The organism is Taibaiella soli (genome assembly GCF_003236175.1).
Taxonomy (GTDB): Bacteria; Bacteroidota; Bacteroidia; order Chitinophagales; family Chitinophagaceae; genus QKTW01.
On the sequence record NZ_QKTW01000002.1, the window covers coordinates 341839 to 362675 of the forward strand.

Sequence of the window (20837 nt, forward strand, 5' to 3'; positions counted from 1 at the left end):
GTGAATGTGGGTAATGTGATCAATGTGTCGCTCATGTCACTGGAGGGAACGAAGCAGCATAATTAGCAAAGCAAAATATTTTAGATTAGAAACAGAATGACTCGTAGTATTACTACGAGTCATTTTAGCTTAATGCTGAGCCGTTTTAAGCTTTTCGCGTTGAGCTTTCGCTTATCTATTTTTCGCATCTTTGGCTATTTTCTCGAAGGCGTCTTTGGTTATAACGAGCAATTGATCCGTTTTGCAGCTCCAAATGGAAACATAATCCTTAGAAATTACAATGCAAGATCCCCATCCGGCAAGCTTTTCATAGAGCATCGTCGTGCAGATATCTGTTGGCGTCATGATATCGCTGTACTCCGGAAGATGCGTATGTATTGGTCCCGTTACAGATACTTTTCCGTCATTGTTATTGCTTTCTTCCCCATATCCGAACCGCAGAATGCTTTTGTGCAGTCTTTCTTTTTGGGTTAGTTCATTATGCTTGTTGAATGTAAGCAGGTAGTCGTTGCCATAATACGCTGCATTGTCCTTTGCTCCCATTATGATGTATACCAGTTTACTGTCGCCGTCAATTTTCGGAATGATATTGTAGTTGACATTTGCGTAATACCGGAAGAAAGAAGTATCCGATACCACTTCTTGTTTTACTTTGTAGCTGATGGTATAATAATCTTTTTCCAGCGGTGTAAATTCCCGTTCCATCAAATCCAGGAAACCATGATCGGCATCAATAGTCTCGTTAAAGGAGATCGTACCAATAACACGCGGGTGCTCTTCTCTGGAGTAGAAAATGCATTTCGATTGATTGCCGTCAGGGTAGGAAAAATAACCGCCGATCTTACTGGTGTTGCTGTAGTTGGCCATAAAGATATCAGTACCATACCAGGAGGTGCTTTCAGAACGAAACAGCCATTTCCCTTCTGCGACGGCAGCATCTTTTTTCTTGTCCAGTTTTGAACCTGCCATTGTCTTCAGTGCGAAGGTGGCCATACATAGCGCTAATAGGAGTTTCAGGTATTTCATCTCGTGTGTTTGCGCTAAAAGTAAAAGAACCATGTGGCAAAATCAAGGGTTTGTCTGTTTGAATTAAAATAATTTCATATTCGTTTTGGATGTCCGTAAATTTATTAGCCACCTGTTGTGGTGATTGTTCCTTGTCTGTTGCGCACATTTTTTACCATCACAAATAATAAACTATGAAAAGACTCGAAAACAAAATTGTGTTTATTACCGGCGCTAATTCCGGAATTGGAAAAGCGAGTGCTATTGCTGCGGCCAACGAAGGCGCTACCGTTGTAGTAGCTGATCTGGCAAAATCTAATCATGATGCAACAATGAGCGAAGTGCAGGCCATTTCACCCAAATCTATTTTTGTCCCGATCGATGTTTCTGATGTAAATAGTGTTAAAGATGCAGTAGACGCTACTGTAAAGGCTTTTGGCCGTCTTGATGTAGCGTTGAATAATGCGGGCATTGGTGCGCCATACTCTGGTATTCATGATATGCCCGATGAAGAATGGCACAAGGTGATTAATATTAATCTTACCGGTCAGTTTTATTGTGTGAAATATGAACTGCAGCAATTCTTAAAACAGGGTGGTGGCGTGATCGTTAATCTTGCGTCGCTGGCAGGTTTGGTAGCAGAGCCGGGATTAGTGCCTTATACGGCTGCAAAGCATGGAGTGCTGGGGCTCACTAAAAATATAGCGGTGCAATACGGCGGTCAGAATATCCGCGCCAATGCGATTTGTCCCTATTACATTGATACGCCATTGTTGGATGAGCTGAATGCGGATGTGCGTCAGAAGTGGATTGACCGCACACCGATGAAGCGTTTGGGCAAAGCTGAAGAAGTTGCGAAAGCATTTGTCTATTTCGCGTCAGATGATTCCAGCTATTGCAATGGCAGTATTCTGGCGATCGACGGCGGTGTGCTTGCGGGATAGCTTTCTTTATGCGGCAATACGGGAATATGGAGCATCTGATTAATGTGATGAATGCGCTACTTGTATTGTTGCGGCATTATTGTCGACCGAAAATCAATACAGTTTTCTTAAGACAATGTCGGTTCTGATATGGTTATATTCAAAGGCTGTTAAGCTTGGCAGTACGGCCAATAAACAAAGGCCCGGACATTACATCCGGGCCTTTGCGCTTCATCAAATCATCTATGAGGTAAAGGGAACTTAATCTTTGATGAATTGATAGGTGCTTCCGTCGGTGAGTTTAATAAAATAAGTACCTGCAGACAGTGATTGTACGTCTACTGATTGTGTGCCTGATACGATGGTGAACTGCACTCTTGTGCGGCCATCAATGTCTATGATCATGGCAGTTGTATTGTTCAGCGCATCTCCGTTTACCTGCAGATTTACCAGATTGTGTGCCGGTGATGGATATACGTTTACGTAGTTATTTCCGTTAGCGCCCATCTTTACCGTTCTGATGGCAGAATAGCTTGAAGTACCGTCAATATCCACTTGTTTGATACGGTAGAAATTGTTGCCTGCGACTGGTGCAGCGTCAATCGTGTTATAAGTTGAGGTAACGTCTGAATTTACTTCGCCTTTTACAGTTGCGATTTCAGTGAAATCTGCACCGTCGTTACTGCGTTCTACTACGAAATGGTCGTTGTTTACTTCTTTCGCGGTTACCCATTGCAGCTGTACCTGTCCGTTTTTCGGTGTAGCATTAAAGCTCATCCATGTTACAGGAAGCGGATTGGTAGTCGTTACAAACTGTGCAGGAGGGAATGTTCCTGTTCCTGTTACAGAAGTTTTATCTGCACGAACACGGAAGTAATAACCGGTATTTTTTGTGAGACCTGTTACGTTAAATGAATTTCCCGTGCCAGCGCTCTTGCCATTATAGCCAGTTACATAAGTGCTGAAGTCGCTTGCTGTAGAGACATCCAGCAGGTAGTTGGTTACGGTGCCTGAAACCGGCGTGTTCCAGTTGGCCATGAAATTCCAGCCGCCGATGTTTGTAGCTGTAGTTGCAATCGGCGCAACCAGCGCATAGCTTTCTACCCAGTTTGAAACGTTGTTGGCCAGTGCAAAATTGGTCAAAGTACCGTTTAAGCTGTTGCCGGAATAATCGTAAGCAGTTGGGAACAATGAGTTGTTTGCGCCAGCTGTACCCTGATCTAATTTATAATAAGCGAACAAACCTGTTTGTGGTACTGTAAGATCAGTGTACATATTGCTTTGCAGATCTGTTTGCGAACGAGTGACGTTCCAGAGGCGAACTTCATCAATCGTACCGTTAAAGTATCTGTCAGTACCGACTGTCGACCAGTTACCAATTTTGAAAGGATAAGCAGGTGTGGTAATCACCGGATTGGCCGTGTTAATGTTCAGCAGATCTACGCGGTTAGCAGCGCCATAAGCTTTGCCATTTACGTAAAGCGTCATCGACTCTTTAGTGGCACCGTCCCATGTAGCGGCAATATGATACCAGACACCTGTTTTCAGCAAAGAGGTAGAAATACTTACGTTACTGCCGGCACCTGTACTTCCGTTCATACAGAAGAACGCAAGTTTGTTGGAATAAACCAGGAGTTCAATACCGTTGCCCGTTATAGAGTGGCTCAGGATTTCCTGATCGGTAGCGAATGAGTTAAACTTAACCCATGCTTCCATTGTTTTGATATTAGTAGCATTGAAAGATGCATTAGATCCGAGGTCTACGTAATCATTCGTGCCGTCAAAACTCAGTGCGTTGCCCGGCTGCGCCAGTGGCGGATTTGCAGTGATCGTGAATGCCGCAGAAGTATCCACACAAGTGTTGGTTACAGCCACGCGATAATCGCCGGAAGCAGTTGCAATATAGTTGCGGTTGGTAGCACCAGAGATTTGTGAACCATCTTTCAGCCACTGATAAGCGGTGCCGGTTACTGACGCAGTAAGCGTTGCAGCGCCTGGCTGGTTAAATGTAGTAGGTCCTGTTGCCGTGATACTTACTGTAGAGAAAGTAACACCATACTTTGTACTGAGGTAGCGGTTTACTGTTTGAATTTCGCAGGCAGTCAACTTGCGGTTGTAAACAATCATCTCGGCAATATCACCGTTAAATGCGTTGTCATCACCGTCCCAACCGATGCGAAGATCTGTCTGAGCGGCAGTTGCATCAGTATTGTCCGTAAATGATGAGCCTACTTGCGTACCGTTAAAATAAATGCTGGAGCCGTTTGCAGTGCCGTGATCATAGACAGCGGTCATGAGGCGGAGTACACCAACAATACCTGCATTCGGCATAATCGCTGCACTGTTCGTTGGGCCGAGCGAAGCGCCACCGTTGTTTGCGTTATTTGCATTTCCCGAAGGCCATGAAGAAAAATAGAAGCGATCCCAGTTACCGTTATCATCGCCCCATACACCCTGGTCGCCAGATTGTGCGCCTTGTTTGTAAACGGTGAAGATGGTGACAGCAGGCATGGTGACAGAACGGATGTCGACATTCGGTACTTCGTAAACGGAGCCTGATGTCTGGGAAACGCGTGTGAAGCGTATTACAGATTTGCCATTGATTTGATTGGCATAAACTTTACCGCCAACTTGTCCTCCAAAGACAGTTGCGTTGTTGTTCCCGCCAGATTTGTCTTTCCATGTTGCAATGGTTGTCCCATCTGCAGGATTGCCCGTGCCAGGATTCACATCCGATGCGTCGAGCCAAAGTTTAAGGTTTGAAATGGTGGAAGGATCATTTTGGGCAATAGCTCTCCCCGCAGTGAGCAGCATCACTGCATGGAAAGCGAATAATAGCTTTCTCATGTTTGGTTGTATATGCGTTTTAAATCTTTAGATAAACACCCATACGGACAGGCACACAGCAATACTTACGAGCATACAAACAAACTCCCCCGAGTTTGGTTTGCGCTGTTAAAGTTTATTTGAATACTGGTAAAATGTTGTGTAAAGTAAATGCAGCTCCCCAGCCAGACATTTACACTACCCATAATTGGTGGTTGCAAAGTTGAGAAGAATAATGGAAACACAGTATTATCTAAATCATATATGTCCACAAACGACATTAATTTGTCCTTAAACAGCATTGAAGCGCTGCATTACCTCGGCCTGGTAGGCTCTGCCGATGGGTAATTTACTTTCCTGCACCGTTATTTCTTTACCGGTGATTGATGTTACATACGAGGCGTTTACAAAAAAAGATTTGTGAATACGCACCCAATTTATTTGCGGATAAGCTGCGGCAAACGACGTCAGCGGCATGCGCATCAGATATTTTGCGTAAGGCAGGTGTATTTCCGTATACTTTCCTTTGGCTTGCAGATACAGGATATGCTTTATTTCTACTTTTTCATAGCGCCCGCCAATTTTTATAAACAACGGCTCTTCACGGGTTTCTGGCTGTATTGTTGGTTTCGGAGCCGGTGCAGGCTCTTCTGTATGTTCCGGTAATGCAAGTTCAATGGCTGCAAATAAGGTTTCTTTGACAAAAGGTTTAGTGAGATATGCTGCAGGGCGAAACCGTTTTACTTCCTGGATAGTGGCTTTATCGCTGTGTGCGGTGAGTACAATGAAGGGTAATTTGGAATAGTGCGTATTAATGTAGTCCGCAACCTCAAGTCCGGAGCGACCTTTACCAAGTCTTATATCCATAATAACCAGGCCGGGATGCTCTTCATTGAGCAGGGCTATCGCTTCATCTGGTGTAGCCACGGCATCCATTGGTTGGTAATTCATGGATTCCAGTAACTGAAACAGGCTCTCTGCTATTATGGCTTCGTCTTCGAGAATGAGGATTTTCATGTAATCGCCTATAAAAATAAAAAATAGTCTTCCACTGAGTCGATTCCCAATACATTTTTGTTTCTTTGCTGTCTCTCTCCAGCCCACCTGATACAGGAAAATTTCATCACAAGTAAAAAGTAAAAAAAATGTGCCGTCAGGTACTGTTTCTGTTTTTGACCATTCCGGTCTTCATCTTTTTATTTTCGGGCACTGCAAAAGCCGAAACGCTCAGCCGTTTGCCTGACTCTGTTCAAGTGGCGTTAAAAGCTGTTCCAAAGCAAGATTGGGACAGCGCATTATATGATATCGGCGAGGCGTATTATGCGATGCAGTCAGATGAGGGATACAGGCTGGCAATGGAATGTTACACCGTTTCGTTGAGCATGGCTGTAGAGCGCAAGCATGATCTCTGGATTCATCGCAGTCATCTGGGGCTTGGTACCGTTTATGATGTTTCCAATAATATTGAAAAGGCAATTAAGTACTACAAAATCTATTATGATGAATGCCTGCAAATGAAAGACGAGCCAATGGCTCAGTTTCGCGCTGCCTATAATCTGGCGGTTGTATACCGGAAAATTCACAATGCCGATAGTACTTATAAATACGCCATGCAGATGGATGAGCTGAGTCAGAAAAGTCTGCCGTTGGACAGGCATCCAGGTGCTAATTTGCTGATTGCTGATCTGATGTGGTACACGGAAAATACAAAAGAGTTCATCCGTTTTTTTGAAAAGATACCGGCCAATCCGGGATTTAAAAATGGGAGATTGCCGATGGCACGGATGTACGCTGCTGCTTTCAGCAATTATCTGATGATTACCGGGCATAAAAAAGATGTAGTGAAACCATTGCTTGAAGAATTGAAAACAACGAACGATTCTTCTGCGATTCTTCATATTATTTACACGAACCTCTGCGCCACTGGTCAATATAAAGAAGCATGTTTTTATCAGGATATTATTAATGATTTTGGAGAGCGTTCTTCCAGAAAGGTGTTCAGCGAAATGCAGTATCGCTTGCTGAATGCGGAGAATGAACTGAAGGATAAAAAGGAAAAATTATTGCTCGGTGACCTGACGCATCTGCAGCAGAAGAATAAAGAAATGTATCTCGCTATTTCTCTCCTTGTTGTTGGCGTGGGCATCAGCTTTCTGGTGGCTCGTAAATTCAGAACGAAGAATAAATTGCTGGGTGCGCAAAACGAAAAGATTCTGCAGCAAAAAGATGAAATGGGTTTAATGATGAAGGAAATTCATCATCGGGTAAAAAATAACTTACAGATAATCTGTAGCCTCATCGATCTGCAGCAGATGAAGCAAAGCGATTTGAAGGGGTTGGATGAAATTCAGTCGAAGATGAAGACAATTGCACTCGCGCATGAACTGGCTTATGAGGAAACGCAGATGCAGGGAGTCCGGGTAAGTGATTATTTGCGAAGGATGGTGGAGAGCAGTCTGCAGACTTTTACCACAGTAGATAACAGGCCAGACTTTACGGTTAACGATTGCGACGTAACGATGGATATTTCTAAACTGATTCCATTTGCACTGATTGTAAACGAACTTTTGTTTAATACCATCAAATATGTATTGCCGGTGCGCAATAATTGTTTTATCAGTATGCACTGTATCAGTGAAAATGGGAAAATACGTTTCTGTTATGAAGATAATGGTCCGGGTTTGCCGGAAGACTTTGATGTTGCAAAGGCAAAAACATTGGGTATGCGTCTGATCAAAGGTTTTGCACGCCAGATGGATGCATCGATGGAAGTCACGAATCGCCCGGGTCAGGCACTTAAATTCTGCTTTATATGGGCTAACCAATAAATAGGAAGAATACCAGTTTCGATATTATATGTGAAATAAACCTCGCGTTGGGAGCATAGCAGGTTTACAAAGCGTCTCACATTGTGGGACGCTTTTATTTTTTTCCTGTATTTACCTTTTACCCATTTAACTCTTTAACAGAAAACTAAGCCTTGTGCGCAGCCGCCAGCGGATCAAACAACATTGCGGTACAGAGACAGTTTGTTTTTCCTTTGCTCATCAATGTCGGGTAATTGATACAGCTTTTACAACCCTCCCAAAAATGTTCATCGCGGGTAAGTTCTGAATAGGTAACCGGTTCGAAGCCCAGACGTGTATTCATTTTCATTACTGCCAGACCGCTCGTCAGACTGAATATTTTGGAGTAAGGATATTTTTCGCGGCTCAGTTCAAAGATCCGTTGTTTGATGCGCGCTGCAACACCACTTTTCCTGTAAGCATGAGCCACAATTAATCCCGAGTTAGAGACATAGCGATCATTGTCCCAGGCAGAGATATACGAGAAGCCTGCCCATTCGCCACTTGCCGTAAACGCAATCACGGCTTGACCGCTTTTCATTTTTGCTTGTATTGATTCCGGCGTTCTCCGTGCAATGCCTGATCCGCGTTCAATAGCGGAGACATACATTTCTTCACAGATCATTTCTGCCAGACGAAAATGTTCCTCGCCGGCAATTTGTATTATAAACCGGATTTCTGCTGCTGCGCCGATGGCGACGGCTCCGGGAGGTTCTGCTTTTGGTTCAATTCTGGTAAATAACATTTGGCAGAAGTTGAATGGTTGTTTGAAATAAGTTTTTTATTCAACTGTGTTTTGCGCGCGCATAATGGATTTCACGATTGCTGATTTAATGTCAAAGTCCATTGCGTTGACTGCTTTGAAAGAGACTTTGTGGTCTTTATAACAAACGATAAAATAGCGCGGCGTATAATTATTCAAGTAGTTGTCAAATAATTCAATCAGGAAGATGCCGTTTTGCTTGTCAGCTTCTGTGAAGTATTTAAACTCGTAGTGTTTGTCGTTAAAGTCAAATCCTTGTTTCATTTCAGTTCGTTTTTGGTTGTTTGTATAAATGGTCTTAATCATAATGTGATTCGTCCTAAATGCTGTCTACCAGATTCTTTTGGAGAAATCTGATTTATAACAAGTAGTCCAAATTTGATGCCATTTAATGTGATCAAACCGTTAAACGAGCCGGTATCAAGTAGTCAATCTGTTAAAAAAATTTTTCGCTTTAATCTGAAAAACACCTTCTCATAACGATAGATATTGTTTCTCAATTTGATAAAACGTATTTAGATCAACATTGTTCCCTAATTTAGAGGAAGCAGATTAGCGGATTGTTACCGCAATAAGAGCTTATTTTTAACAAAACAACCATGAACAGCAAAGAACGTTTCAGCAACCGGGTAGCAGATTATATCAAGTACCGGCCGCATTATCCCGAAGCGATTATTGATTTTTTGCAGGCGCAATATGAACTGTCCGCCGGAAAGCTGATCGCCGATATCGGCGCAGGAACGGGTATCTCATCTGAGTTGTTTTTGGAGGCTGGTTATCCGGTGATTGGGGTGGAACCCAATAAAGAAATGCGGGAAGCGTCCGAAGAGCTGTTACAGCAATACAAAACGTTTCGAGCCGTAGATGGTTCCGCAGAACATACAGGTCTTGACTCCGGAAGCGTACATGCTATTGTTTGCGGGCAGGCCTTTCATTGGTTTGATATTGCGAAAGCAAAAGAGGAATTTAAAAGAATTCTGAAAAAGAACGGGCTGGTCATATTAATATGGAACGAACGCAGGGTAGCCTCCGATTTTGAAAAGGAATATGATCTTCTGATTGAAAAACACGCCAGAGATTATATAAAAGTAGGACATCGCAACATTGACCTTGAAAATATACAGGCGTTTTTTGCACCGAATTCCTGTCAACTTGAAACCTTCGCCAACAGCCAGATTTTTGATTTCAACGGACTTGAAGGCAGATTAGTTTCTTCTTCCTACATGCCGCCGCGCAATGACGCCGGATACGTGCCAATGATTACAGATCTCAAACAACTTTTCGACCGCTATCAGAGCAATAATTCAATCACCATTCAATACGATACAAAAGTGTACGTAGGGCGGTTATAAAATCAAAATTTAAAAGTCAAAAGTCAGCCCGCTTAATTAGGTCAATACTCCCTGATCACTTTTATGAAATAAATTTTAGCCTGGCAGCACAGTAGCAATTCAGCTTCGTCGAGCGACCATCTGAACCCTGGCGAGATCGGATGAAGACTACTTTTTGTTCACTTTTTTAGCAGGCAAAAAAGTGGAAGAGTGATGATTTGAAGTTAAGTTAAAATACTATTGTCAAATCAGGTACCCGTAACTTACGACAGGGTATATTTTACAACGGAAAGTTTCTTTTTTTGAAAATCATTTTTACCATTTTTATAAACCTTCTGCCTTAAAATAATATTGTTTTGCACCGCAATAGAAAAGGCTGTGGTATGAAAATAACCGCAGCAGTCGCTCCCACCTTTTCTTGACACAGCAGTATTAATTTTCCTCCATATGAATTTATCATTACGACGCTTTATTGCAGCGACTGCAATGTTGTGCCCGGCCGTAACCCATGCCCAATGGACGGCAGTAGGCAGCAGCACAGGTATTTCTGCAGCAGCCAGCAGCTACCAAAACATTACACAAGACTCAACAGGTAATCTGTATCTCTCTTATTTCGACACTACCAACAATAAAGGTTCTGTGATGAAATACGATGGCAGTACCTGGTCTTATCTGGGCGGATCGGCAGGCATTACCTTGGGTACCGCATTTTACAACAGCACAGCGATCGCGCCTAACGGAGATCTGTATTATTCATTTCAGGATGGTTCCAATAGCGTGAAGCTTTCGGTAAAGAAATACAGTAATAATGCCTGGAACAGCCAGTGGCAGAATCTTTCAACAGGGGGTGCTTATTTCAGCTCCGTTAAAATTGCACCATCATCAGGACTCCCTTATGTGCTGATGCGTGATCTCGGCAATACCGGCAATCTTTCTGCAATACGCTACGACGGCACCGGCTGGACTGGTGTGGGGACGGCGGGGATTACGTCTCTGCTGCCTTACTACGGCGCATTTGTGATTGGGAAAAATGACAGCATGTACGTTGCTGCAATGACCGCTTTAGGTCAGGTAGAAGTGTATAAAAATCACGTTACCGCAAGTACAACAACTCCATGGCAGAGTGTTGGGAACACGTCTTCATTTACAGCACAACAGTCATTCAGTATTTTTCAGCAGGGATCTTCAATTGCGATTGATACTTCCGACAGATTATATCTCGTATACACTTCGTCAACAGCTGAAGGCAATAAGCTGAAAGTGAAAAAATATGAAAACGGTATCTGGTCTGCAGTCGGTGCAGATAATTTTACCGCGGGTGCCGCAAAATATGTGAGCATCGCTGTAACGCCAGATGGTACCCCTTATGTTGCTTATTCTGATGCAAGCATTGGTAATAAAACAACTGTTATGAAATACGACGGTACGCAGTGGATTATTGTTGGTAACGCCGGTATTTCTGCCGGCACCGCAATTTTCAATTCGTTGACGCTTGATGCTTCGGGTAATCCAATTGTTGCTTTTGCAGATCAGGGGAATTCAGGAAAGACAATAGTCATGCACTACACACCACCTTGTAATAATGTAGATCCGGCGGCAACAACGGGCAGCCTGGGTTGTGTTACGTTCAACTATGCCGGTAGTCCGGTGACTTATACAACGGTGCGTGCAGCGGATGGTAATGTCTGGTTGCAACAAAATCTGGGTAGCGCGAATATCGCAATTTCTTCCACCGACAGTAATGCTTATGGCGACGTGTATCAGTGGGGCAGATGGCAGGATGGCCATGAGAAAAGATTGGCTCCAACGAGTGCTGCGCCTGCGACAAATGATCCATCGGGTGTGCCTCCCGGAACAAATGCATTCTTTACCGGTACGCCTGCTTGGTGGACAGGTGGTGCTTTGACCGATACCTGGACCGCGCCAAATGCAACATCAGTGTCTGCAACTAATGGTTGTGATCCGTGTAAAGCAATAGGCGCGGGCTGGCGTTTACCAACGCAGACTGAATGGCAGACCATTATTACGAATGAATCGATCATTTCTCCGGCAACGGCATATAGTAGTAACCTGAAACTCACTACCGGCGGTAATCGTAACAGCTCCGGCAATTATGATTTTGTGGGAACACGTGGTTATTACTGGAGTAGTACTACATCCAGTACTGGTGCCAAATCCCTGTATTACAGCAGTGCTATCACCAATGCAAGCGCAGGCGGTCTACGTGCGCAGGGTATGTCTATTCGTTGTTTGAAAATGATAGTGCCTGTAATTGATAGCGTACGCGTTGGTGTGCAAAACAGTGCTACACCATCCATCAGTACGAATGCCGGTACGTTGCAAATGACGGCAACTGTCTATCCGGCAAACATGAGCCAGAGTGTAATCTGGAGTATTGTTCCGGGAAGCGGGACGGCGTCTGTCAGTTCAACCGGGCTTGTTACCGCTCAGTCAAATGGTACGGTCTGGGCAAAAGCTGTTTCCGTGCAGGACACAACAAAATCGGATTCTATGCAAGTGTTCATCTCCAATCAGATCATTCCGGTTGATAGCGTGGTGGTAACTACGCAAAACAATGTGCAGCCGGTTATTACCACAAACGCTGGGTTGCAACTGCTGGCAACTGTTTATCCCGCAGCTGCGAATCAGAACGTGATGTGGAGTACGGTACCAATTACCGGCGGTGCAACGGTTTCTGCTTCTGGATTGGTTTCTGGAACCGCGAATGGAACGGTTATGGTGAAAGCTGCTTCTGCTCAAGATATGACCAAACAAGATTCATTGATCGTTACCATTAATATTCAAGCGACCAGCATCAATGCCGTGAATGCGGAACAGGGCGTGTATGTTTTTCCAAATCCGGTGAAAAACGTGCTGAACATTTCGTTGATGAATGCACTTCCGTCGGAAACATTTACTGCAACGGTTTTCAATACAAATTGTGTAGCGGTAGTCTCGAATATTTACAACGGCAACAGTGCTGCCATTAATGTGGCCAATCTTCCGGCCGGTGCGTATTTGCTGCGCATTACCACAAACACGCAAACGCTGAATAAAACATTTATTAAAGAATAGGGAGTAGGACGCATATAAAAGGTAAAGGGAAATGATTCTTCATTTCCCTTTTTTATCGCTTTTCCGTAAAGGAGATGTCATTTAAAACTGATCGGCAACTTAAAATCATCAGATCAGCGTCGAGGTTTTGACTTTTATTTCGCCAGAGCAATCTGTCCCAGATGATAAGCCATATGACTGGTACGGTTCATGAGTACAGAAAGTTTATTGCGGCCCGGATCTTTTGCGAGGTCTTCATCTGTCATAGATGTATGTTTGGCAAACCATTCGTCCGGAGTTAATTTGGCAAAACCTTCATTCAATGCGGTTACAGATTTATCCCAGTCTTGCTTTAGTTGTTCTGCTGGTGGCATTTCCTGTCCTGCTTTGTCGGCAGTTCTAAGAAATGGTTCGTCAAAATGGGCATACATACGATCGCTCAGGCCAAACAGAGAAAGCATGCTGTCATTCGCGGCAATCAAATGTCCGAGTAGATAAATAACGCGGTTGCGGCCAGGTGCTATTTCTTTTTGCAAGTCTTCATTGCTAAAACTTCCGAAGAGTTTGTTGGCACGGTTGATCTCCACATTCCAGGATTTCAGCGCCATATCGGAAAATACTTTTTTGTCCATGGTTTTGTTTTTTTGAGATAAAAGCTGTTGATCAGCCGCTGCAAGTAACATCAATTAGTTGGACACGAGTATAAAGTTTGCTGATTGCAGGATCGCAGATTTGATGGTTATGCCATTGATAGGGACAAAGCTCAATAGTAGCTTTGACGATGAACGTATTGCGACGCAACGAAGCTTAATAGTAGCTAAGGCTCTTGTATCAAAGGATTTTTTAGAATTTTCCTTCCAGAAACTGCTGCAGGACCAGCGCATGCGTATGTTCCGTATCCTTGGCGCCATACACTAAAGTGATCTTTTTTCGATCCTTGTTGGCCTCCACAAATTCAGCAACGGCATCGTTCTTTTTCAATTCAGCAAGATATTTTTTTTGAAATTCAGTCCATACAGCAGGGTCATGACCAAACCATTTTCTCAGCTCTGTAGAAGGCGCCAGTTCTTTCTGCCAGTCGACGATAGCTGCCTCTTCTTTTTTGATACCGCGCGGCCAGAGTCTGTCTACCAGTATGCGATAGCCATCTTTCTTTTCTGGTTTTTCATAAGCCCGTTTGATTAATATTTCCGGTTTCATAAGGAATGAATTTCGGTCGATATAAAATTACGGGTTTTAATAGGGACAAATCACGCGCGACTTTTCACTGCAAAAAGCGTGCGCAGCAAAATTTTCATATCCAGCAGGAACGAGACTTTCCGTACATAAAAAAGGTCAAGGCGGGTCCGGTCAGAGATGCTTTGGAAATCTGGTGTTGCGCCGTGTCGGCCCGTAGCTTGTGCCAGGCCAGTGATGCCTGGTTTCAGAAGGTGGCGGTGGCGGTAGTCCGGAAGCATCGACGAAAAAAGCTCATCGTGGTATAACATATGGGGTCTTGGTCCTACAATGCTCATGTCATTCATCAGCACATTAAACAACTGCGGCAGCTCGTCGATATGCGTAATTCTAAGCCAGAGACCAAGGCGTGTAATCCGTTTGTCATCCGCCGAAGCCTGCCGTATGTCGCTGTGTTCATTGATCCGCATTGTTCTGAATTTTAGACAGGAAAACGTACGGCCGTTCAGTCCGATCCGTTGCTGTCTGAAAAATAGTGGTCCACGCGAAGACAGTTTAATCGCGATAAACAATAAAGGTGTAAGCCACGAAAGTATCGTCACCGTCAGCAGACTGGCTATTAATACATCTGTGCCTCTTTTTACCCGGCGGACAAAAAGCGTATCAGGAGTGTCGAAAATAATCCTGCGGACAGTTCTGGTATTCTTTATTGTTGGGTTATGGACGTAGTGCTTTGCTTGTACTAAAGTAGTATTCATCTTAAGGGAGCTTAGTTTTATTGACGGTTTAAAGGGTGTTGCCGACGTTCTCAACGCCGGTAAAAATTGAAGGTTGACAGTTTATCCTGACGGATATGTTTATCTCAGACTTGTTGTGACGAGAATAGTTTAGCGTAATAAATATGACTAGAAGGTCGTGCGTTCATATGTTTAAAGTGCGGGTTTTGGGCTTCGCACATTAGAATACAGTAAATCAGCAGAAAAGGTTGGGTAATTTTAATTCTTTAGACAAAAAAATGGCAAATGGAATTCATATTTAACATTTTTTGTAGGTAGCCAGGTGTCCGTAATGCTATTTTGCGGAGGTCCCGCTGTTCACTATTACTCCTCGCTCGTTGCCTCGCTGTGGGGTAACCGTTGCCATCGGGGCTATGATCCTGGCGTTCAGTTTTCTCATCTGACAATTTTCTGGCGTAGCGGATAAAACTTAAGATCGAATTACCAAAATCGGCAACCAAATAAATTATTTTTGGAAATTATACCGATCGGTATGTAAATTTGTGGTGTCAAAAAATGAACCGTGTATGAGCAAAGCAGAAAAGACCAGACAATTTATTGTAGAGAAAACCGCGCCTGTTTTCAATAAGAAGGGGTATGCGGGTACGTCGCTTACTGATTTGACAGAAGCTACTGGTCTGACGAAGGGAAGCATTTATGGCAATTTCACGAATAAGGATGAAGTGGCGCTCGCCGTTTTTGATTACAATCTGCAGAACCTCCAAAACATTATCAGCATAGAAATGAGTAAACGTACCGGCATCCGCGAAAAGCTGATGACCTATGTAGACGTGTACGAGCACTACCAGAATTATCCATTTCAGCAGGGCGGCTGTCCTATTTTAAACACGGCAACTGAGGCAGACGATACGCATCCCGAGCTGAAGAAAAAAGCATTGGGTGCCGTGATGAACTGGAAAAACACGATCATGCGCCTGATTGAAAAAGGGCAGGAGGAAGGCGAATTTTCGAAAGACACGGACGCGGAGCAGATGGCATTTACCATTGTGGCAACTATTGAAGGTTGTATTATGATCCATAAACTGACAGGCAAAGTGCAGCATCGCAATATGATTCTGCAAACAATCGAAAAAATGATTCAGGCACTCTGATATTTTTTAGCTCAAATAAAATACCGATCGGTATAAAAATGAAAGAAGTTTTTATTGTTGATTTTCAGCGAACACCAGTAGGGAAATACGGTGGATTGCTTTCCGGGATACGTCCGGATGACCTTGCTGCCGCGACCATTGCCGCATTAATGCAGCGAAATGAAACCTTACCCGCCACAGATGTTGACGAAGTAATTTTTGGTTGTGCCAATCAGTCTGGCGAAGACAACCGGAACGTGGCACGCTTTGCTTCGCTGCTCGGCGGATTGCCCATAACGGTTCCGGCCTATACGGTCAACCGTTTATGCGCCTCAGGGATGCAATCGGTGATGAATGGCTTTGCACAGATAATGACAGGCGCTGCGGAGGTGGTGATCGCCGGTGGTGTAGAAAGTATGAGTCGCGCGCCGTATGTGATTCCTAAAGCACAGAAACCTTTTGATCGTGGTTTAGAAATTGTGGATACCACATTGGGGTCGCGGTTTATGAATCCGAAGATGCATGAAAATTACGGACCGTATTCAATGGGTGAAACCGGCGAAAATGTTGCGGAGCGCTGGCAGGTAAACCGGGAGCGGCAAGATGCATTTGCGTTGCAATCGCACGAGAAATATTTCGCAGCCTGGAATGCAGGCAAGTTTAATGAGGAGCTAATCGCGGCGCCGGAATTTCTGAAAAAGGAAATGACGAACCCGATAGATGAAGGTGCAAGACCCGGTACTTCTTTGGAAAAGCTCGCTGCGCTAAAGCCCGTATTTCGCGAAGGTGGTTCGTTGACCGCAGGCAATTCTTCCGGTATCAACGATGGCGCATCCGCCATTTTACTGGCATCCGGCGAAGCTGTGAAACGGTACGGATTAAAGCCAATCGCAAAAATTATTGCATCGGCTTCCGCGGGCGTACATCCTGATATTATGGGCACAGGTCCGATTCCTGCTACGCAAAAATTATTAAAACAAACCGGGCTTTCTGTTGCAGACATCGATCTGTTTGAAATCAACGAAGCTTATGCTGTTCAGGTTTTGGTTTGTGCAGATGAACTGGGCATCGAACCGGAAAAATTAAATGTAAACGGCGGTGCCATAGCAATCGGCCATCCGTTGGGAACATCCGGCAATCGCATCACCGGACATCTGGCGCTGGAATTGCGCAGACGAAATGCGCGTTATGGTATTGCTACGATGTGTGTGGGCGTCGGGCAGGGTACCGCTATTCTGATAGAAAATCTAACGCAATCATAAATATCAATTCAAATTCCTTTCAAAAAACAGACAATGAGTAAACAACAAACCATCCTCATTACAGGAGGAAGCGCCGGTATTGGCTTTGAAATGGCCCGGCTTTTTTCAGAACAAGGTCATCGCGTTATTATTACCGGAAGAAATGAAGCAAGATTAAAAGAAGCTGCAGCAAAACTAAACAACGTTGTTCCTTTCGTTTGTGATGTAACGCTGGAGAATGATGTAGATAAACTGGTAAAGGCTATTCATAACGACTATGCTGATCTGAGCATGCTGATCAATAACGCGGGCAATGCATTTTATTATCGCCTTTATCCGGGTGCAAACGCTTTTGAAAAGGCCAGCCAGGAAATGATGACCAATTATTTGTCGATTGTCAGCCTTACAGAAAAGTTACTGCCATTGCTGGCGATGCAGCCGGAAGCGGCAGTCGTAAATGTAAGTTCTATCGTAGCATTTGTTCCGGGCATTAATATTCCTACATATTCTGCGAGCAAAGCTGCGTTACATTCTTACACACAATCGCTGCGCCTTACATTGGCACAGGCAACCAATATAAAGGTGTATGAGTTAATGCCACCATTGGTGAACACTGAATTCTCTAAAGAAATAGGTGGTGAAAATGGTATCCCGCCACAGGAAGTAGCGCAGGCTTTGGTTGATGCATTGGCACAACGGAATTATGAAATCCGGGTAGGTAACACTGCAGACATGTATGAATTTTCCCGTCAGTCTCCCGAAGAAGCGTTGATAGCAATGAATGCGGGACGCTGATTTTTTATACCATTAATATACCGAACGGTATATTAATGGCCTTCTTTTCTACAAATATTCAGTTACGATGCGCAGATCTATACTCATATTGACGGTCATTGCAGCCGCCATTATGGAACTTATTGACACATCTATAGTAAACGTTGCCCTGTCGCATATGAGCGGTAACCTGGGTGCCACGCTGGAGGATACTTCCTGGGTGATTACTTCTTATGCAATCGCCAATGTGATTATTATTCCGCTGACCAGTTTCCTGGCGGCAAAACTGGGTCGGCGTAATTATTATATAGGGTCTGTAATTGCGTTTACTTTTTTCTCCTTCATGTGCGGGCAGGCTTCCAATATCTGGATGTTGGTCGTATTTCGTTTTCTGCAGGGTATGGGTGGCGGTGCTTTGCTGTCCGTATCTCAGGCTATAGTGTTTGAGCAGTATCCGCGCGAAAAGCAAAATGTGGCGAGCGCTTTATTTGGCGTGGGCGTGTTCATTGGTCCTACTATCGGTCCTACCTTAGGCGGTTTTATCACTGAATACTATTCATGGCCCTGGATTTTTTATATCAACGTTCCTATTGGTATTACAGTGGCCTGCCTTTGTATTGCTTTGCTGAAAGAACCTGAAATAAAACCACAAACAGGGAAGATCGACTGGCTGGGTATTTTATTATTGGCGGTGGGTGTGAGTGCCTTGCAAACGGTACTGGAAAGAGGGGAAACGGAAGATTGGTTTGCAGCCAGCTATATTATCTGGTTGTCTGTCATCGCATTTTTCGGCATTCTGTTATTTATCTGGTGGGAGCTGCATACCGATCAGCCGGTGGTGAATTTGCGTGTGCTCAAAAGTCGCAACCTCAGTATTGCGGCGGCATTGACTTTTGTGGCTGGTGTCGGGATTTTTAGCTCCGTATTTCTGACACCAGTATTTGCCCAGCGTTTACTCAATTTTACACCTACACAAACAGGTTTGCTTTTGTTGCCGGGTGCTTTGCTGGCTATCGGCGGGTTGATTATGTCTGCCCGACTATTGCAGCGTGGCATTTCTCCGATAGTAATGATCATAACCGGAATGGGTTTCTTCGTTTTGTTCAGCTGGCAAATGTCGGTGCTCAATTTACAGGCAGGAAGCAGTGATATCACGGGTCCATTAGTTTGGCGCGGTTTAGGATTGGCGCTGGTGACTGTCCCACTTACAACGCTGGCCGTGTCTTCATTAGAGCCAAAAGATATTCCGCAGGGTGCAGCACTCAATAACATGATGCGGCAACTGGGCGGTTCTTTTGGTATCGCGATGGTTAATACTTTTCTGACGAATCGCAATGCTTTGCATCGTTCTGATCTTGTGTCCCATATCAATGCGTATAATCCATCCGCTATTTTCCGGCTCAATGCCTATACTCAATATTTTATAAATAAAGGGGTCAACAATTTTGACGCAAACAATAATGCGATTAAACTGATCGATAACGGTGTTACACGGCAGGCAAATCTGCTCAGTTTCAGCGATGCCTATCTTTTGGTGGGCATTATTTTTCTGCTTTCACTGCCATTGTTGTTGCTTAGTTCAAGGGGTAAAGGCAAAAAAACACAGGTAGTATTATCAGATCATTAACTCGGCGAAAATTGGCCCTGAAAGCAGGAATATAGCAATTGGTTCTTGTTGCAAATCTGCCTAACTTTCAACTATAAAATACTATTATGCTTTCAGTAGGTTCAAAGGCCCCCGAGTTTTCATTATATGCTACTCCCGACCAAAAAATCAGTTTATCAGAATTCAGAGGAAAACGGGTAATCCTCGCATTTTATCCCGCCGACTGGAGTCCTGTTTGCAGTGACCAGATGGCGCTATACAATGAAATGCTTAAATACTTTCATAAGCTTAACGCGGAACTTATTGGTGTTTCGGTAGACGGGAAGTGGTGCCATATGGCGTTTAGCCACGATCGCAATTTACATTTTCCATTGCTGGCCGATTTTGAACCTAAAGGTGAGGTGTCGGAAAAATATGGGGTGTATGATCATACAGTCGGTGAATGCAAACGTGCACTATATGTGATTGATGAAGAGGGCGTCGTACGTTGGGCTTATCTTTCGCCAACAGGTGTGAACCCCGGTGCAGATGGTATTTTAAATGCATTAGAGGAAATGGATCAAGTGGCTGAAAATGATTTAAACAACTAATCACTAAATCAACAAAACATGTCTTTACGTCCTCCTGTTTCTGCCGATGATCATAGCTCCGGTAAAAATGACGCGCCGATAGAACTCGTAGAATACGGCGATTACGAATGTCCGCATTGTGGTCGCGCTTATCCTATACTCCAAAAGTTGCAGCACAAAATGGGCGACGATCTGAGGTTTATCTTCAGAAATTTTCCTTTGGCGGAAATGCACCCGCACGCAATCATGGCTGCTACAGCCGCAGAAGCGGCGGCATTGCAAGGTAAGTTCTGGGAAATGCATGATATCATTTTCGAACACCAGCAAGAATTGAGTGGGCATGCACTAATAGATTTTGCCGAGCAACTGAAACTTGATGTGAACAAGTTCGCAAACGATATCAGATCGCAGGCGCTTGCTGATAAAGTAGAAGAAGATTTTGAAAGTGGCATGCGCAGCGGTGTTAATGGCACACCTACTTTTTTTATTAACGGCGTTAAATACGAAGGCAGTTGGGAAGATGAGGACTTGTATGAGTATTTGCAGGCAGTGCTGAAGGATATTTGATTGGGGTGAATGGACAATTGTGAATGATCATGTCCAAATAATCTTACTGTTGTTTTTTTAGTTATGTCGGCGAGCGTGATACCTCATGTAATGTGAGTGTTCCTCGCATTTATCGTTATGAGCAGAGTCGAAGGGCAGAAACCTAGGCTAGTTTAACAGTCCCATAGCTTTAATGAATCAGGGGATTTTTCCCCAGCAATAGATAAATATAATTCCACATTCACAGGTTGTTATCTGTTTCAATTACAGGAGATTCGATATTGTTCTAGCCGGAAAAGCGGATCGTTGG

The 20837-nt window shown here is 44.0% G+C and carries 18 protein-coding genes; 10 read left to right on the forward strand and 8 right to left on the reverse strand.

The genetic code is table 11. From position 1 onward, the window contains the following. Positions 1 to 171: 171 nt before the first annotated feature. Positions 172 to 1026, reverse strand: coding sequence for a hypothetical protein (locus DN068_RS01600; RefSeq protein WP_123985197.1), 855 nt, complete (start codon positions 1024 to 1026; stop codon positions 172 to 174). A gap of 173 nt (positions 1027 to 1199) precedes the next feature. On the opposite strand from DN068_RS01600, the gene DN068_RS01605 reads away from it, so the two are divergent. After that, entirely contained in the window at positions 1200 to 1949 is a 750-nt protein-coding gene (locus tag DN068_RS01605; protein WP_110997125.1) for an SDR family NAD(P)-dependent oxidoreductase, read from the forward strand. A 240-nt stretch (positions 1950 to 2189) separates the two neighbouring features. Here DN068_RS01605 and DN068_RS01610 read toward each other — a convergent pair whose 3' ends face one another. Both DN068_RS01610 and DN068_RS01615 read right to left on the reverse strand, forming a co-directional pair. After that, complete coding sequence (locus DN068_RS01610; RefSeq protein ID WP_110997126.1) at positions 2190 to 4775, reverse strand: LamG-like jellyroll fold domain-containing protein; 2586 nt, start codon at positions 4773 to 4775, stop codon at positions 2190 to 2192. A 270-nt stretch (positions 4776 to 5045) separates the two neighbouring features. Beyond that, positions 5046 to 5771, reverse strand: coding sequence for a LytR/AlgR family response regulator transcription factor (locus DN068_RS01615; protein WP_110997127.1), 726 nt, complete (start codon positions 5769 to 5771; stop codon positions 5046 to 5048). 128 nt (positions 5772 to 5899) lie between these two features. Between DN068_RS01615 and DN068_RS01620 the strand changes: the two genes are divergently transcribed. Then, positions 5900 to 7582 (forward strand): histidine kinase dimerization/phosphoacceptor domain -containing protein, encoded by a 1683-nt coding sequence (locus DN068_RS01620; protein ID WP_110997128.1) that lies wholly within the window; start codon positions 5900 to 5902, stop codon positions 7580 to 7582. A 145-nt stretch (positions 7583 to 7727) separates the two neighbouring features. Here the strand turns inward: DN068_RS01620 and DN068_RS01625 are convergent, their stop codons facing one another. Further along, positions 7728 to 8345, reverse strand: coding sequence for a GNAT family N-acetyltransferase (locus DN068_RS01625; RefSeq protein WP_110997129.1), 618 nt, complete (start codon positions 8343 to 8345; stop codon positions 7728 to 7730). Between the two features lie 36 nt (positions 8346 to 8381). Next, positions 8382 to 8627, reverse strand: a complete 246-nt coding sequence (locus tag DN068_RS01630) for a hypothetical protein (protein ID WP_123985198.1) — start codon at positions 8625 to 8627, stop codon at positions 8382 to 8384. Between the two features lie 335 nt (positions 8628 to 8962). Between DN068_RS01630 and DN068_RS01635 the strand changes: the two genes are divergently transcribed. Beyond that, entirely contained in the window at positions 8963 to 9715 is a 753-nt protein-coding gene (locus tag DN068_RS01635; protein ID WP_110997131.1) for a class I SAM-dependent methyltransferase, read from the forward strand. 426 nt (positions 9716 to 10141) lie between these two features. Continuing rightward, positions 10142 to 12769 (forward strand): T9SS type A sorting domain-containing protein, encoded by a 2628-nt coding sequence (locus DN068_RS01640; protein WP_110997132.1) that lies wholly within the window; start codon positions 10142 to 10144, stop codon positions 12767 to 12769. A gap of 134 nt (positions 12770 to 12903) precedes the next feature. Here the strand turns inward: DN068_RS01640 and DN068_RS01645 are convergent, their stop codons facing one another. From DN068_RS01645 to DN068_RS01655, 3 genes are all read right to left on the reverse strand, one after another. Further along, positions 12904 to 13380 (reverse strand): DinB family protein, encoded by a 477-nt coding sequence (locus tag DN068_RS01645; RefSeq protein ID WP_110997177.1) that lies wholly within the window; start codon positions 13378 to 13380, stop codon positions 12904 to 12906. 211 nt (positions 13381 to 13591) lie between these two features. Then, positions 13592 to 13948, reverse strand: a complete 357-nt coding sequence (locus DN068_RS01650; RefSeq protein ID WP_110997133.1) for a DUF488 domain-containing protein — start codon at positions 13946 to 13948, stop codon at positions 13592 to 13594. A gap of 50 nt (positions 13949 to 13998) precedes the next feature. Continuing rightward, complete coding sequence (locus DN068_RS01655; protein ID WP_110997134.1) at positions 13999 to 14682, reverse strand: sugar transferase; 684 nt, start codon at positions 14680 to 14682, stop codon at positions 13999 to 14001. Between the two features lie 545 nt (positions 14683 to 15227). Between DN068_RS01655 and DN068_RS01660 the strand changes: the two genes are divergently transcribed. The 6 genes from DN068_RS01660 to DN068_RS01685 all read left to right on the forward strand — a co-directional run bounded on the left by DN068_RS01660 (position 15228) and on the right by DN068_RS01685 (position 20548). Beyond that, positions 15228 to 15812 (forward strand): TetR/AcrR family transcriptional regulator, encoded by a 585-nt coding sequence (locus DN068_RS01660; protein ID WP_110997135.1) that lies wholly within the window; start codon positions 15228 to 15230, stop codon positions 15810 to 15812. A gap of 38 nt (positions 15813 to 15850) precedes the next feature. Further along, positions 15851 to 17053, forward strand: coding sequence for a thiolase family protein (locus tag DN068_RS01665; protein ID WP_110997136.1), 1203 nt, complete (start codon positions 15851 to 15853; stop codon positions 17051 to 17053). A gap of 33 nt (positions 17054 to 17086) precedes the next feature. Next, the gene (locus DN068_RS01670; protein ID WP_110997137.1) at positions 17087 to 17827 is read left to right on the forward strand and encodes an SDR family oxidoreductase; all 741 of its coding nucleotides are present in this window, start codon (positions 17087 to 17089) and stop codon (positions 17825 to 17827) included. Between the two features lie 67 nt (positions 17828 to 17894). After that, positions 17895 to 19433 carry a DHA2 family efflux MFS transporter permease subunit gene (locus tag DN068_RS01675; protein ID WP_110997138.1) on the forward strand — a complete coding sequence of 513 codons (1539 nt, stop codon included), beginning with the start codon at positions 17895 to 17897 and terminating at the stop codon, positions 19431 to 19433. Between the two features lie 86 nt (positions 19434 to 19519). Further along, positions 19520 to 20002, forward strand: a complete 483-nt coding sequence (locus DN068_RS01680) for a redoxin domain-containing protein (RefSeq protein WP_110997139.1) — start codon at positions 19520 to 19522, stop codon at positions 20000 to 20002. Between the two features lie 18 nt (positions 20003 to 20020). Beyond that, positions 20021 to 20548 carry a DsbA family protein gene (locus DN068_RS01685; protein WP_110997140.1) on the forward strand — a complete coding sequence of 176 codons (528 nt, stop codon included), beginning with the start codon at positions 20021 to 20023 and terminating at the stop codon, positions 20546 to 20548. Positions 20549 to 20837: the final 289 nt, after the last annotated feature.